The organism is Helicobacter cetorum MIT 99-5656, assembly GCF_000259275.1.
Lineage (GTDB): Bacteria > Campylobacterota > Campylobacteria > Campylobacterales > Helicobacteraceae > Helicobacter > Helicobacter cetorum.
Map to the genome: position 1 here is coordinate 832,598 of NC_017735.1, position 14,115 is coordinate 846,712.

The following is a 14,115-nucleotide window of genomic DNA, read 5'->3' on the forward strand; positions in this document are numbered from 1 at the left end:
AGTAAATGGATATTATACAAAAGAATGGTTTAACTAAGTTAAATAGCTACTTTTCAATCACTTAATAAGGATGTGCAAATATTCTTTGGTGTGCGTGGCTTTTTGCGCGCGTTTGTTATCAGCTTTAAAGCGTGTGTAAGTTTTTGTGGCTAATGAGTAAGTGCCATATTTCTCTAAGATGTTTCTAATCTCTGTTTCACTCATAAGCCCTTCGTTGTTATAGCTTAAAAAGATGTATTTAAATCGTGCTTTTTTTATCAAATTTTCAAAAGCGTTTAAGATTTTAGCACGAGAGCAAAAAGATGATTTTTGATAGTTGGGCAAGCCGGTTTTTCCCTTTGGAATGAAAGGCTTGTAAGTGGCAATCGTGTTTAATAAATGGTAATTCGCTCCGTATTGTCTCGCATTATAAGGGGGGTCTAAATACAAAATATCCCCTGAAATTTTTTCAATCAAATCATTAGAATCTTGCTGATACACTTCGTTTGAATTTTTACTCAAATCAAAATGAGCGCTTTCTAATATTAGTTCTTTTGATGCGCTTCTTTTGAGCTGCTTTAAAAAAGCTCCATAAACCGAAGCGGTGTTAGCCACCCTGTCTGCACTCTCTAATAATGAAGCGAGCAAAAAGTAATAGGTGTTGCTATCAATACTTTGAGAAAGTTTGAGTTCTTCAATTTTTAAACGCATCGCATCAATTTTTTGAGCGTTTATTTCGCTAAAATACTGCCTTTTGCTCCCCCCTAAAGAATAATGCGAATAGATAAAGCCCTTTTCTAAAGTAACGCTATTGAGCATGTTAATAAGCTCTTCTTTATTAGGAATTTCTTTAGTGTTATAAATATAATTTTGATTCAGCACAAAGCTATAATACTCCAAATCATTAGAAATCACTTTTCTAACAGCTCGTTTAAACGCACGCCCCACAATGCCTGTGCCAGCGAATAAATCACAAAAAATAGCGTTAGAGAGATTGTTACCCACAACAGCGTGAATATTTTCTTTGATAAAAGCAATGAGCTTGTATTTAGAGCCGATGTAGTTCATTATTTTGTGCTGAAATAAATGTCGGTTAAAACCACTTAACCCAAATTTTATGTTTTCTAATAAATTTAAAACCTAATCAGATAATCTTAACCAAAAACCCACAAAGAGCTTTGGTTAATTACAGATGAAAGTTTATACGAATTCAATCGTAGCGAGTGTAGAAGCGTCCCCTCTTCTAAAAGTGGTGCGTTGGATTCTTGTGTAACCACCATTTCTTTGTGCGTATTTAGGTGCGATTTCAGTTACAAGCTTGTGAGTGGCTTCTTTGTTTTGCAAATATGCAAAAACATGGCGGTGCGCGTTAAAATCACCATTGCGAGCCACTGTAGTTAGTTTCTCAATATAACTGCGTAACTCTTTTGCCTTATAAATTCCGGTTTCAATTTTATTGTGTTCAATCAAAGCAATCGCTAAATTTTTTAACAATGCCTTTCTGTGTGAGCTTGTTCTACCAAGCTTACGGTATCCATGCCTATGTCTCATCAGTCGTTGCCTCCCTTATCTTCTAATTTTTCTAATCTTTTCTTTAAATTTTCTTTTTGTTCAGAGCTTAATTCTGTGCCTACAGGATAGCCTAAATCATTTAGTTTTTCTGCGATTTCATCATAGGACTTCTTGCCCATGTTTTTCACGCCTTTAAGCTCTTCTTCACTCATTAAAACGAGTTCGCCCACATACTTAATACCGATTTTATCCAAGCAATTAAAACATCTAGCACTCAAATTCATGGTTTCAATCTTAGCGCTCAAATCTTTAGAGTCATCTTTTTGTGTGTAATCATTTGAATAATCGGTATTAGTAATTGGATTCTCTCCAAAAACACCCAGCTGCTTACCCATAATCTTTACTGCAGATAAAAACGCTTCATAAGGGTCAATCTGCCCATCTGTTTCAATATTAAAAACGATTTTTTCATAGTTAGGGTCGCCCTCAACCAAAACATTTTCAATATCATAAACCACATTTTTAATCGGCGTGAAAGAACAATCTAAAGGCATGTAACTCTCAGGCATCAATTCTCTCACATTCTCACTTGGCACATAACCCATTCCCTTATAGATAATGAGTGAAAAATTCAATTGAGTGTCTTCATTGATCGTTGCTAAGGGCATTTCAGGATTCACTATCTCTACATGCTCAGAAACTAAATCTCTAGCCCTAAGCTCCATAGGTCCCTTAAAAGAATAATCCACTACAACTGACTGGTTCTCTTGAGAAGCATTCTCCTCTGCTAACGCCTTAGCTATAAAGCGAATGTTTTTTAAGTTCATTATAAAGAGAGATACATCTTCAGTTACCCCCCTTAATGAGTCAAACTCATGATGAACGCCTTCAATCTTCAAACCTATAGGGGCATATCCTACAGAGCTTAAAAGCAATAACCTTCTGATAGGATGAGCAAGTGTAACGGCATAGCCAAACTCAAATGGAGCTAGAGAAATCTTAACCCGATTATCCTCTTTCTCTAACACCTTGATTTCTGAAGGAATCAATGGTGCTGTTTTGATAAATTTCATGCTCTAACCCCTTACTTAGAATACAATTCTACAATTAGTCTTTCTTCAATAGGGATAACCACTTCTTCTCTTTCAGGGTAGCGAGTAAAGATACCATATTTCTTATCTTTTTCCACATCAATCCATGGAACAATTCCTGTTTGAGCGGTCAAATCCATAGCACGCACGACCTGTGGATTACTCTTAGTTTTTTCTATAATCTCAACCTTTTGCCCTGAACGCACGAAATAAGATGGAATATCCAAACGCTTACCATCTACGAGTACATGCCCATGTGTTACTAATTGTCTGGCGGAACTTCTAGTAGTAGCAAATCCCATGCGATAGACTACATTATCTAATCTTCTCTCAATCAAACGAATAAGATTTTCACCCGTATTGCCGTCCAAGCGGTTCGCTTCTGTAAAGATACTTCTAAATTGCTTCTCAGAGATTCCATACATCATTTTGGCTTTTTGCTTTTCTCTCAACTGCAAGCCGTAATCTGAAATCTTAGCACGCCTTTGTCCGTGCTGACCTGGTCCATAAGCTCTCTTGTCTAAAGCACTCTTTCCACTTAATCTTCTCTCGCCCTTTAAAGCTAAAGAAACCCCAAAACGCCTTTCTAATTTTTCTACTGCACCTCTATATCTTGCCATAAAACCTCCTTATACTCTTCTTCTTTTAGGCGGTCTGCAACCATTGTGGGGAAGCGGAGTAATGTCTTTAATCCAAAGCACTTTAATGCCTTCAGTTGCACCCACACTCTTAATAGCAGTTTCACGCCCACTACCTGGACCTTGAACCTTAATGCCTACCTCTTTAACGCCATGCTCTTTAGCCTTACTCAACGCACTTTCTACGGCTTGTTGAGCCGCATAAGGAGTGGATTTTTTAGAACCCTTAAATCCTAAACCGCCTGCAGTACTCCAGCAAATCACATTGCCCATTTCATCAGTTATAGTGATGTTTGTGTTATTAAAGGTTGCTGAAATATAAACAACCCCTCTAGCAATATTTTTTTTGACTACTTTCTTTTTAGTCGCTACATTTCTCTTAGCCATAAAATCATCATCTCCTTATTTGCTACTTGCTACCCACGGTTTTTTTCTTACCCTTACGAGTTCTAGCGTTATTTTTAGTGGTTTGACCCCTTACAGGAAGCCCCTTACGATGCCTAATACCACGATAACTTCCTAAGTCCATTAAAGATTTTATATCCATTTGAACTTTCTTACGCAAATCACCCTCTACCAAGTAGCTTTGCTGGATTTTCTTAGCAATACTAGATGCTTCATCTTCGCTCAATTCATGCACACGCTTATCAAAAGAAATGCCCACCGCTTCTAAAATTTCTCTGGAACTCTTAAGCCCAATCCCATAAATGTAGGTAAGGGCATACTCTACTCTCTTCTTTTTTGGTAAATCTACACCAGCAATCCTTGCCATGCTTTATCCTTGTCTTTGTTTGTGTTTAGGGGTAGCACAGATAACTCTGATAACGCCCCTTCTCTTAATAATTTTGCACTTATCGCACATCTTCTTCACTGATGGCCTGACTTTCATAATTTCGCTCCTTTGAAATAATTAGGCACTACTAAAAACTTTTATACTAACATATTTTAATTGAAATAACTCTTAAATTCACTTGTATCTAAAAGTTATCCGACCTTTGTCTAAACTATAGGGCGTAAGCTCTAGCTTGACCCTATCACCTAAAGAAATCCGAATATAGTGCATACGCATCTTTCCAGAAATCCTGCACAGCACTACATGCTTGTTGTCTAACTCCACCTTGAAAGTAGCGTTAGGCAACGCCTCAATCACTTTTCCATCAACTTCTATAACATCATCTCTTGCCATTAATGCTCCGTAAGAATCACTGCTTTATTGTCAATAATTGCGATAGTATGCTCATGATGGCTCGTATTGAGTCCATCTACTGAAACCACGCTCCACTTGTCCTCTAGTATTTTAGGCTCACCCTGTTTTTGACACACCATAGGCTCTAAACAAAATACCATGCCTTCTTTGATTTTAGGACCACTACTTGGCTTCACACCCTTTTCTAGGTAGTTAGGAATTTCAGGTTCTTCATGGGGTTTTCTACCAATGCCATGTCCACAAAACCCTTTCAAAGGCACAAAACCCCTTCCTACAATAGCACCCTCTAAAATTTGGCTCAACTCTTTAAAATGCATGCCCACTTCAATCAAACTAATGGCGTGCATTAGGGTATCCTTAGAGCAAGCGAGCAATTTCTCATCTTGTGAGCTTATCGCACCTACAGGAAGTGTAACGGCCGCATCGCCATAATAGCCATCAATCTCCACCCCCAAATCCAAACCTATAATATCGCCCTCTTGTAAAACATAATCAGTAGGAATACCATGAATTACAACCGCATTCAACGACATGCATACAGAATTAGGAAATCCATATAACCCCTTAAAGGCGGGTCTAGCTCCAAAAGATTTGATGAACTCTTCAGCCATTTTATCTAACTCTAAAAGTGAAACACCGGGTTTTACTTCTTGCTCCAAAAAAGCTAAGGTTTTAGCGGTAAGTTCTCCGGCTTTTCTTAGAGCTTTGATTTCTTTGGGGCTTTTAATAGAAATTGCCATTAAAAGCCTACCGCACTCAGAGTCTTATACTTACTCATATAAACCTGTGCCTCAATCTTCTTCATGGTATCAATTGCAACTTGAACCACAATCAACACTGCGGTGCCTCCAAAATAAAATGGCACACCCATAGCCTTCACTAAAATCCAAGGCACAGTAGAGATTAATGCCAAATACAATGAACCCCATAAAGTGAGCTTACTGGCTACAGAATTTAAAAACGATGAAGTTCCCTCTCCAGGTCTAAGTCCCGGAATATACCCGCCATTACGCCTCAAATTGTCCGCAATATCTTTAGAATTAAACACAATAGAAGAGTAAAAATAAGCAAAGAATATAATGAGCAAGAACATTAAAATATTATATGCATACCCTTGCGGACTTAAAAAATCCGCAATAGCTTGCAAGGTTTTATTACTTGTGGCTTGCTGTAAAATAGTAGAAGGAAATACCAGTAACGCTGAAGCAAAAATCGGCGGAATCACTCCGCTTAAATTTAACTTAATGGGAATGTAGTTCATGATGCGCTTATTTTGATTTTGCATAACCACTTTGCGTGCATAAGAAATAGGAATCCTTCGCTCTGCTAACTCCACATAGATGATAACAAACACGGTTGCTAAAATAATCAGCACAATACCAATCAGCATTAAGATATTGATAACGCCGGTATTGACAAGGTTAAATGTACCTGAAATCGCCGCCGGAATCCCTGAAACAATCCCCGCAAAAATAATGAGACTGATTCCATTACCCACGCCTCGTTGTGTGATTTGCTCTCCTATCCACATAAGCAACATCGTTCCTGTAAGCATAGAAAACGCTGAAACCACTATAAAGACTTGCATATCAATCATGATAGCCCCATTCGCTCCACCGCTAATGCTTCTCAAGCCAACTGAAACACTCACTGCTTGTATCAAAGTGATTAAAATGGTTAGATAGCGAACAATTTGCATGTATTTTTGCATGCCATCTCGCTCTTTCTTCATTTTAGCCAAGTTAGGAAAGGTGGCACTCAAAAGCTCCATAATAATGGAAGAAGTGATGTAGGGCATAATACCCAAAGAAATAATACTCAAGCGAGAAACCGCATTGCCACTAAACATGTTAAACAGCCCCAAGGCATTATTTGAATTGCTGTCAAAAAAGGCCTTAATCGCTGCCAAATCTACGCCGGGAATGGGAATATAAGCTAATACTCTGTAGAGAAATAAAAAACCTAAAGTGATGAGTATCTTACTAGCAATGGCTTTATTCATAATCTTACTTATCCTTATTTCTCTAATTTCAAATTAAGCTGGTAAGGCTGAAGCATTACTTCTGCCCGCTTGTTTTAATTCTCTCATCTTTAATTTTAGAAGCTAGTGTTTTTGCATCCTTACCGATTAACTTCACGCCTTCAATATAAAGGGGAAAATGATGGATTGAACGCAAACTTGAAAAAGTGATTTCTTCTAAACTCTTAATCGCTTCACATTTTTCTACATTGATAGAGTAGATGTAAGAATCCTTAGTCCTAAAACCTACTTTAGGTAAACGGCGTTGTAAAGGCTGCTGTCCGCCTTCAAAACCTCTTTTAGCTTTATAACCGGTTCTTGCTGTTTGACCTTTACCACCCCTTGTGGCGGTCTTTCCCATACCGCTTCCTTGACCACGACCCACGCGTTTGATTTTTTTAACGCTACCTTTAGCGGGTTTTAAATTTTCTAATCCCATTGAATAATCCTTCTCAACTATGCCTTGATTTTAGCTAGAGCGTCAAAAGTCGCACGCACAACATTATAGGGGTTATTTGAGCCTAAAGACTTGGTTAGGATATCCTTAATGCCTGCCAATTCAATAATAGGGCGTGTTGAACCACCAGCAATAACTCCTGTTCCTTCACTTGCAGGTTTCAATAAAATACGACTCGCATTGTATTTGTGCTCAATATCGTGGGCGATGGTTGTTCCCTTGATAGTTACATGAATAAGGTTTTTAAACGCATCATCTACCGCTTTTTTAATGGCATCAGGAACTTCTTTAGCCTTACCCAAACCAAACCCTACAAGCCCATTCTTATTGCCTACAACCACCAAAGCGTTGAAACGAAATCTTCTACCACCCTTAACCACTTTGGTTACACGACCAATATTAACAACGACTTCTTGAAACTCTTCTCTATTAATCTCTTCCATACCTTTCCTTTCTGTCATAGAGCGATTCCATTCTCTCTCAAGCTTTCAGCAAACGCCGCTACCACACCATGATAGAGATAGCCATTCCTATCATAAACTGCTCGCTCAATCCCCGCTTTTTTTAGCTCTTCAGCAAAGAGAGTGCCTAATTTTTTAGCATCTTCTTGCGTGTTCTTAAAGCCCATTTTTCTGCCATCAATGTGTGCTATCGTGCTTTGTTTAGCATCATCAATCGCTTGAGCATAGAAGTAGCGATTTGAACGAAAAACGCTCACTCTTGGTCTTAACGCATCGCCAAAGAGCTTGCTCTTAATTCTTAACTTCCTACGCTCTCTTAAGGCTTTCTTTTTATATAATGCTTTCGCGTTCATCACTTCACCTTACCTATTTTTTAGCTGTTTTACCAGCTTTTCTAATAATGACTTCATCGCTATATTTCACACCCTTGCCCTTGTATGGCTCTGGGGGTCTAAAGCTTCTAATCTCAGCGGCAACTTGCCCTACTTTTTGCTTATCGCTTCCCTTGATAGTGATAGTGTTCTTTTCTACCACCATTTCAATCCCTTCTGGAATAGGATATTTAACAGGGTGGCTAAAACCTAAGCTTAAATCCAAAGTTTTATTACTTAAAGCTACCTTGTAACCCACGCCATTCACTTCCAAAGTCTTAGAAAAACCGGTGCTTAATCCAATAACAATATTATTCGCTAAAGCCCCATAAGTTCCCCAATAAGCCCTAGATTGTGCGTCTTCGCCTACAGGCTGAAAGCTTAGTTGATTGTTTTCAAGCACAATCTTCACTCTGTTATGAGTTTCTAATTCTTGCTTTTCCTTGCTGTTTTTAAAAAGAAGCTTGCTTCCTTCAACGCTCGCTTGCACAGAGCTTGGAATTTCAATGATTCTTTTTCCAATTCTTGACATCTCTTATCCTTTACCAAATGCTACAAAGCACTTCGCCACCGACATTTTGTCTGTAAGCTTCTTCGTTAGTAATCACGCCCTTAGAAGTGCTTACCACAATCACGCCATAACCATTTTTAAAGCGTTTTAACTCACTCTTTTGCTTATACACACGACGACCGGGCTTACTCAAACGCTTCACTTCGCTAATCTTTGAATGCCCTTTTTCATCATAAGCTAATTGCACATAAATAGATTGCTTCTTGTATTTATCTTTAATATTAAAGTCTTTAATAAAACCTTTTTCTTTAAAAATTTCTAAAATAGAAACCACAATCTTTGCATAATAAAGCTGTGTAACTTCTAAGCGACGCATAGAAGCGTTTCTCAAACGAGTTAATGAGTCTGCAATTATATCATTTACCATATCTTATCCTTACCAACTAGCCTTTCTTAAGCCCGGGATTAGCCCCTCATTGCCCATCTTTCTAAGGCATACTCTACAAAGTCCAAAATCTCTATAAACAGAATGCGGTCTGCCACAAATCCTGCATCTAGTGTAGGCTCTTACCTCAAATTTTGGTTTTCTCTGAGCCTTTGCTATCATTGATTTTTTAGCCATATTCTTAATCCCTTATCTTACTTTTGCAAAAGGCAATCCAAGCAACTCTAATAACTTGAACGCTTCTTTGTCGCTGTCTGTAGAAGTTACCATAGTGATATTCATTCCATGACTTACCATAATATCATCATAAACCACTTCTGGAAAAATCAATTGCTCATTGATACCAAAGGTATAGTTCCCACGCCCATCAAAACCATTTCGTGAAATCCCTCTAAAGTCTTTCACTCTGGGTAAAGAAATCACAATAAGCTTTTCTAAGAAATTATACATGCGCTTATTTCTTAAAGTAACCTTCGCACCTACAGCCATACCTTCTCTAATCTTAAACCCTGCAACAGATTTTTTCGCCTTAGTGATAACGGCTTTTTGCCCTGCAATCAAAGAAATCGTTTGTGCGATATTTTGCATGATTTTCATATCTTTTGAATGCGACCCAGCACCCACACTAATAACGATTTTTTCTAGCTTAGGTAAAAGCATAGGATTTTTTATGTCTAATTCTTGAGCGAGTTTTGCTCTCACTTCATCTTGATAAAATTGTTTCAAACCAAACATGCATCTAACTCCTTATGCTTTCTTCACATTAGAAATGTGCATAGGCTTTTCTTTTTGGATAAAGCCCCCTTTAGGGTTATCATCAGTAGGCTTAATCGCTTTTTTCACCACCTTACACCCTTCTACAATCACTTCAGAAGTCTTAGGAAATACCGCTAAAACCTTAGCAACCTTACCTTTATCGTCTCCTGCAATGATTTTAACCATGTCATTCTTTTTAATCTTGCATTTCATTATAAAACCTCCGGTGCTAGAGAAATAATTTTCATAAAATTAGCATAACGCACTTCTCTGCTCACTGGTCCAAAAATCCTTGTGCCAATAGGGTCTTTTTTAGCATCTAAGATAACAGCTGCATTATCATCAAAACGCACCAAAGAACCATTTTTTCTTTGAATTTCTTTCTTAGTTCTAACAATAACTGCTTTTACCACCTGACCACGCTTAACCTTGCCATTAGGAATAGCCTTCTTCACAGAAGCTACAATCACGCTACCTACGCTCGCATAACGCTTATGACTCCCACCTAATACCTTAATACACATGATTTCTTTAGCACCGCTATTGTCTGCTACGCTTAATCTTGTAAAACTTTGTATCATGCCTTATACTCCCACTACTAAAATTTCTTTGAGCGTAAAAGACTTAGTTTTAGAAATCGGTTTGCACTCAATCGCACTCACAAAATCCCCTACTTTCACTTGATTGTCTTGGTCATGGATAGTGTATTTCTTAAACTTCTTAACAATCTTTCGGTATTTTTCATGCACCACTTTTCTTTCTACAAGAATAACGGCACTTCTCTCAGCTGACTTGCTGATAACCTTGCCTTGCACTAGCCTTTTATGTGGCTCTTTAGTATTCATAACTTCTACCCTTTTTTACTAAACATTTGAAGAATGATGTGCATTAATGGCGGTATTAATGCGAGCAATATTTCTTCTAGCTTTCTTAATCTCATTAGGATTACTCAATTGCATAGCCTTTAGCTTAATGCGTAACTCAAAAAGTTCTGCTTTCTTAGCATGCAACAATTCTTTTAATTCCGTAATACTCTTATCTTTCAACTCAGTATATTTCATTTTCGCTCTCACAAGTTACAATTTTAGTTTTAAAAGGAAGTTTACTCTGAGCTAATGCTAAAGCTTCTCTAGCTAGTCCTTCTTCAATACCTAACATTTCATAAACGATTCTACCGGGCTTAATATTCATCACCCATTTTTCTACAGAACCCTTACCTTTACCCATTCTGGTCTCTAAAGGTTTAGCAGTTAAAGGCTTGTCTGGGAATACCCTAATCCATACCTTGCCCGCTCTTTTAATGTGTCTGGTCATAGCCACCCTTGCAGATTCAATTTGTCTTGAGTCAATGCGCCCATGCTCTATAGCTTTAATCGCAATATCTCCAAACGCAATGGAATTGCCACGATAGGCCTTACCACGATTGCGTCCTTTCATTTGCTTTCTATATTTTGTTCTTTTTGGCATTAACATAATTATTGCCTCCCTCTTCTACTTCTTCTAGGCTCTCTTTCTTCTCTAGCATCTTCTTTCTTTTCAAATTGAATGCCTTTTTGTAAAACTTCCCCTTTGAAAATCCATACTTTTACGCCAATAATACCATATACAGTCATCGCTTCTGCAAAGCCATAATCAATCTTAGCCCTTAAAGTATGTAATGGCACGCGTCCTTCCATATACCATTCTGTGCGAGCGATTTCAGCCCCTGCTAAACGACCAGAAACACGCACTTTAACACCTTTAGCACCAGATTTTAATGCCCCTTGCATAACCTTTTTCATCGCACGGCGGAAAGCCACCCTTTTTTCTAATTGAGTCGCTACATTTTCTGCTGCTAATTGAGCATTAGCTTGTGGGCGTTTGACTTCTTTAATATTAATAGAAACTTCTTTTTTAATGAGCTTTTTTAAGCCTTCTTTGACTTTTTCAATATCCACGCCTTTTTTTCCGATGATAAGCCCCGGACGAGCCGCAACCACCGTAACACGCAATTTTTTAGCCGCTCTTTCAATCACAATTTCGCTCACACCCGCATAATAAAGCTCTTTTTTAAGAAATTTTCTAATCTTGTTGTCTTCATCAATATTGCTTGGAGCTGTGCGAGCGTTAGGAAACCATCTAGAAGTCCAATTCCTATTAATACCTAATCTTAAACCTATCGGATTAACTTTTTGTCCCATGCCCTACTTACCTTCTGCTTTATTTTTTTTGTGGCTTTTAGAAGATTTCATTTCTTTCCCTTCTGCTACTTCTACCAATACATGAGATGTTGGTTTTCTAATTGCTGTGGCTCTACCCTTAGCTCTTGGCATGGAGCGTCTAAGCACAGGACCTGCATCCACTCTACAAGAAACAATCATAGCACTCTTAGCATCTAAAGAGCCATTAGCTATTGCAGAAGCAACCACCTTTGAAAGCACTCTAGCGGCCTTATTAGGCGTAAATTCTAAACTAGCAATCGCTAATTCTGCATTCATGCCCTGAATTTGTCTTGCAATCAATCTTGCTTTAGTAGGAGATAACCGCACAAATCTTAATAACGCTTTGCTCATTTCTTCCCCTTACTTACCAATCTTTTTTTGGACACTGCCCTTGTGTCCCTTAAAGGTTCTTGTAGGAGCAAATTCTCCCAGCTTGTAACCCACATGGTTTTCTGTGATATATACAGGAACAAAGACTCTTCCGTTATGCACATTATAGGTAAAACCAATCATCTCAGGCAAAATGGTGCTTCTTCTAGACCATGTTTTAATAGGACGATTATCCTTGCCCTCTTTTGCCTTAAGCGTTTTCTTCATCAAGTGGTCGTCTATAAAAGGACCTTTCTTAATTGACCTAGCCATTCTTTAACCCTTTATTTATGTTTCTTTCTAGAAATGATGAGCTTATCACTAGCTTTTTTTCTTCTAGTCTTATAGCCCTTAGCTGGAATACCCCAAGGCGATACAGGATGACCGCTCGTCCCTGTTTTACCTTCACCACCACCATGCGGGTGATCTACTGGGTTCATCGCACTACCACGAGTTTGTGGGCGAATCCCTCTATGGCGGTTACGCCCTGCCTTACCAATAGAAACATTGATAAAATCCTCATTCCCTACCACGCCAATAGTCGCCATGCACTCACTCAAAATATAACGCATTTCAGAACTTGGCATTCTGAGAATAGTGTATTTGCTTTCTCTACCCATAATTTGAGCACTCATGCCCGCACTTCTTGCTAGCTGTCCACCAGCTCCAGGATGCATTTCAATATTATGCACCACGGTTCCAATAGGAATATTTTTCAGCTTCATTGCAAAGCCTACTTTAATATCTAAGCCGCCTTCAGCAGCAATAATGCTATCCCCTACCTTTAGTCCACTTGGCTGTAAAATGTAGCGCTTATCCCCATCAGGATAAACTACCAATGCGATGCGTGAATTTCTATAAGGGTCGTATTCAATCGCAGAAACTTTTCCCTCAATATTGTATTTATTGCGTTTAAAATCAATAATGCGGTAGAGTTTTTTAGCCCCACGCTCTTTATGGCGGCTAGTAATGCGCCCATTATTGTTTCTACCCGCTGTTGCTTTAAGCTTAGTTAGTAAGCCTCTAACACTACTTTTTGCTGTAATGTCTTTAGAATCCAATACAGACATAAAGCGTCTGCTTGGTGTGTAGGGCTTATAAGTTTTAATCGCCATAGCACTTTCTCCTTTCTACTAAGCGCCAAGGGCGGCAATGCTGGCGCCCTCTGGAACTTTCACATAAAATTTCTTAAACGACTTTCTTTGCCCAAGCTTGCCTCTAAAACGCTTGACTTTACCCTCTTGCTTCAAAGAATTGATTTTTAAAGGCTCAAAGCCAAAGTAAGTTTTAAACACTTCCTTGAGTTGGTTTTTAGTAACATTTTGAGCTGTTTGAACTACTAAAACACCTTTTTCTTGCAATCCTAATGACTTTTCAGTGTAAAGAATTGACTTTATATCCATGATGTCTGCCATTTTTTACTCCTCTGTCTTATCTTGCACAACATGCTGAAAAGCTGCTTCTTCCATAACCACAGAGCTAAACGCCGCTAAAAGATAAGCATTTAACTCGCAAACATCAATAATAAGACACTTCTTAAGGTTACTAAAAGCTAACTCAGTGTATTCGTCCATATTCATGCACACAAATAAAGTATCTCGCTGCTCTAAAGCTTGAAACATTTTGCTAGCTTCTTTAGTTAAATGTTTTCTTTTATTATCTTCAACCACGCCTTCTATAGCGATTTTTTCCACAAGAAAAAGCTTGTTAGCTTGTGCTTTTTCTTCTAAAGCGTATTCCAAAGCTAGACGCTTTTGTTTCTTGTTGATTTTAAGATTGTAATTGCGGTTATTTGTAGCCCCATGAGATACACCCCCGCCTACAAATACAGGCGAAGTGATACTTCCTGCTCTAGCTCTTCCGCCCCCTTTTTGTGCCCAAGGCTTTCTACCACCTCCGCTGACCTCAGAGCGGTTTTTACTCTTAGCGGTATTTGCACGCATAGAAGATAAATAGTGCTTTACATATAGATAGAGATTATGGCTGTTGATATTCTCATATCTTTTAGGTAATTCAACATTACCCTTTTCTTTCAAATGGCTGTCTAAAACGATGGCCTTACTCATATCAAACCCTTTATATTATATATTCAATTAT

28 protein-coding genes are annotated in these 14,115 nt (G+C 38.3%); all 28 read right to left on the reverse strand.

Annotated features, from left to right (window positions below):
* Positions 1-57: 57 nt before the first annotated feature.
* Positions 58-1,047, reverse strand: a complete 990-nt coding sequence (locus tag HCD_RS04000) for a DNA adenine methylase (protein WP_014659310.1) — start codon at positions 1,045-1,047, stop codon at positions 58-60.
* Between the two features lie 132 nt (positions 1,048-1,179).
* On the reverse strand, positions 1,180-1,530 hold the full coding sequence (gene rplQ, locus HCD_RS04005; protein WP_014659311.1) for a 50S ribosomal protein L17: 351 nt from the start codon (positions 1,528-1,530) through the stop codon (positions 1,180-1,182).
* Positions 1,530-2,564 (reverse strand): DNA-directed RNA polymerase subunit alpha, encoded by a 1,035-nt coding sequence (locus HCD_RS04010; protein ID WP_014659312.1) that lies wholly within the window; start codon positions 2,562-2,564, stop codon positions 1,530-1,532. Before HCD_RS04010 ends, rplQ begins: the two co-directional genes overlap by 1 nt.
* 11 nt (positions 2,565-2,575) lie before the next feature.
* Positions 2,576-3,202 (reverse strand): 30S ribosomal protein S4, encoded by a 627-nt coding sequence (gene rpsD / locus HCD_RS04015; RefSeq protein ID WP_014659313.1) that lies wholly within the window; start codon positions 3,200-3,202, stop codon positions 2,576-2,578.
* 9 nt (positions 3,203-3,211) lie between these two features.
* A complete protein-coding gene (gene rpsK / locus HCD_RS04020) occupies positions 3,212-3,607 on the reverse strand; it encodes a 30S ribosomal protein S11 (RefSeq protein WP_014659314.1) in 396 nt (131 codons plus the stop codon).
* Between the two features lie 22 nt (positions 3,608-3,629).
* On the reverse strand, positions 3,630-3,992 hold the full coding sequence (rpsM, locus tag HCD_RS04025; RefSeq protein WP_014659315.1) for a 30S ribosomal protein S13: 363 nt from the start codon (positions 3,990-3,992) through the stop codon (positions 3,630-3,632).
* Positions 3,993-3,995: 3 nt separating this feature from the next.
* Entirely contained in the window at positions 3,996-4,109 is a 114-nt protein-coding gene (rpmJ, locus tag HCD_RS08940) for a 50S ribosomal protein L36 (RefSeq protein WP_000868339.1), read from the reverse strand.
* 78 nt (positions 4,110-4,187) lie between these two features.
* Positions 4,188-4,406, reverse strand: a complete 219-nt coding sequence (gene infA, locus HCD_RS04030; protein WP_014659316.1) for a translation initiation factor IF-1 — start codon at positions 4,404-4,406, stop codon at positions 4,188-4,190.
* A complete protein-coding gene (map, locus tag HCD_RS04035) occupies positions 4,406-5,167 on the reverse strand; it encodes a type I methionyl aminopeptidase (protein ID WP_014659317.1) in 762 nt (253 codons plus the stop codon). Before map ends, infA begins: the two co-directional genes overlap by 1 nt.
* Positions 5,167-6,429 (reverse strand): preprotein translocase subunit SecY, encoded by a 1,263-nt coding sequence (secY, locus tag HCD_RS04040; RefSeq protein ID WP_014659318.1) that lies wholly within the window; start codon positions 6,427-6,429, stop codon positions 5,167-5,169. Before secY ends, map begins: the two co-directional genes overlap by 1 nt.
* Before the next feature lie 55 nt (positions 6,430-6,484).
* On the reverse strand, positions 6,485-6,886 hold the full coding sequence (gene rplO, locus HCD_RS04045; RefSeq protein WP_014659319.1) for a 50S ribosomal protein L15: 402 nt from the start codon (positions 6,884-6,886) through the stop codon (positions 6,485-6,487).
* A 17-nt stretch (positions 6,887-6,903) separates the two neighbouring features.
* Complete coding sequence (gene rpsE, locus HCD_RS04050) at positions 6,904-7,347, reverse strand: 30S ribosomal protein S5 (RefSeq protein WP_014659320.1); 444 nt, start codon at positions 7,345-7,347, stop codon at positions 6,904-6,906.
* Positions 7,348-7,361: 14 nt separating this feature from the next.
* Complete coding sequence (gene rplR, locus HCD_RS04055; RefSeq protein WP_014659321.1) at positions 7,362-7,718, reverse strand: 50S ribosomal protein L18; 357 nt, start codon at positions 7,716-7,718, stop codon at positions 7,362-7,364.
* Positions 7,719-7,731: 13 nt separating this feature from the next.
* Positions 7,732-8,268, reverse strand: a complete 537-nt coding sequence (gene rplF, locus HCD_RS04060; protein ID WP_014659322.1) for a 50S ribosomal protein L6 — start codon at positions 8,266-8,268, stop codon at positions 7,732-7,734.
* A 10-nt stretch (positions 8,269-8,278) separates the two neighbouring features.
* Positions 8,279-8,674, reverse strand: a complete 396-nt coding sequence (rpsH, locus tag HCD_RS04065) for a 30S ribosomal protein S8 (protein WP_014659323.1) — start codon at positions 8,672-8,674, stop codon at positions 8,279-8,281.
* A 9-nt stretch (positions 8,675-8,683) separates the two neighbouring features.
* Positions 8,684-8,869, reverse strand: a complete 186-nt coding sequence (locus HCD_RS04070; protein ID WP_014659324.1) for a type Z 30S ribosomal protein S14 — start codon at positions 8,867-8,869, stop codon at positions 8,684-8,686.
* Positions 8,870-8,881: 12 nt separating this feature from the next.
* On the reverse strand, positions 8,882-9,427 hold the full coding sequence (gene rplE / locus HCD_RS04075) for a 50S ribosomal protein L5 (RefSeq protein WP_014659325.1): 546 nt from the start codon (positions 9,425-9,427) through the stop codon (positions 8,882-8,884).
* 12 nt (positions 9,428-9,439) lie between these two features.
* On the reverse strand, positions 9,440-9,661 hold the full coding sequence (rplX, locus tag HCD_RS04080) for a 50S ribosomal protein L24 (RefSeq protein WP_014659326.1): 222 nt from the start codon (positions 9,659-9,661) through the stop codon (positions 9,440-9,442).
* A complete protein-coding gene (gene rplN / locus HCD_RS04085) occupies positions 9,661-10,029 on the reverse strand; it encodes a 50S ribosomal protein L14 (RefSeq protein WP_014659327.1) in 369 nt (122 codons plus the stop codon). The genes rplX and rplN overlap by 1 nt, the downstream gene beginning before the upstream one ends.
* Positions 10,030-10,032: 3 nt before the next feature.
* Positions 10,033-10,293, reverse strand: coding sequence for a 30S ribosomal protein S17 (rpsQ, locus tag HCD_RS04090; protein ID WP_014659328.1), 261 nt, complete (start codon positions 10,291-10,293; stop codon positions 10,033-10,035).
* Positions 10,294-10,311: 18 nt separating this feature from the next.
* Entirely contained in the window at positions 10,312-10,509 is a 198-nt protein-coding gene (gene rpmC / locus HCD_RS04095; protein WP_014659329.1) for a 50S ribosomal protein L29, read from the reverse strand.
* Positions 10,496-10,921 (reverse strand): 50S ribosomal protein L16, encoded by a 426-nt coding sequence (rplP, locus tag HCD_RS04100; protein WP_014659330.1) that lies wholly within the window; start codon positions 10,919-10,921, stop codon positions 10,496-10,498. Before rplP ends, rpmC begins: the two co-directional genes overlap by 14 nt.
* Positions 10,922-10,923: 2 nt before the next feature.
* Entirely contained in the window at positions 10,924-11,628 is a 705-nt protein-coding gene (rpsC, locus tag HCD_RS04105) for a 30S ribosomal protein S3 (protein ID WP_014659331.1), read from the reverse strand.
* 3 nt (positions 11,629-11,631) lie between these two features.
* A complete protein-coding gene (gene rplV / locus HCD_RS04110) occupies positions 11,632-12,000 on the reverse strand; it encodes a 50S ribosomal protein L22 (RefSeq protein WP_014659332.1) in 369 nt (122 codons plus the stop codon).
* Positions 12,001-12,009: 9 nt separating this feature from the next.
* Positions 12,010-12,291 carry a 30S ribosomal protein S19 gene (gene rpsS / locus HCD_RS04115; RefSeq protein WP_014659333.1) on the reverse strand — a complete coding sequence of 94 codons (282 nt, stop codon included), beginning with the start codon at positions 12,289-12,291 and terminating at the stop codon, positions 12,010-12,012.
* Between the two features lie 11 nt (positions 12,292-12,302).
* Complete coding sequence (rplB, locus tag HCD_RS04120; protein ID WP_014659334.1) at positions 12,303-13,133, reverse strand: 50S ribosomal protein L2; 831 nt, start codon at positions 13,131-13,133, stop codon at positions 12,303-12,305.
* A gap of 18 nt (positions 13,134-13,151) precedes the next feature.
* Entirely contained in the window at positions 13,152-13,433 is a 282-nt protein-coding gene (locus HCD_RS04125) for a 50S ribosomal protein L23 (RefSeq protein WP_000763613.1), read from the reverse strand.
* A 3-nt stretch (positions 13,434-13,436) separates the two neighbouring features.
* Positions 13,437-14,084, reverse strand: a complete 648-nt coding sequence (gene rplD, locus HCD_RS04130; RefSeq protein WP_014659335.1) for a 50S ribosomal protein L4 — start codon at positions 14,082-14,084, stop codon at positions 13,437-13,439.
* Positions 14,085-14,115 lie beyond the last annotated feature (31 nt).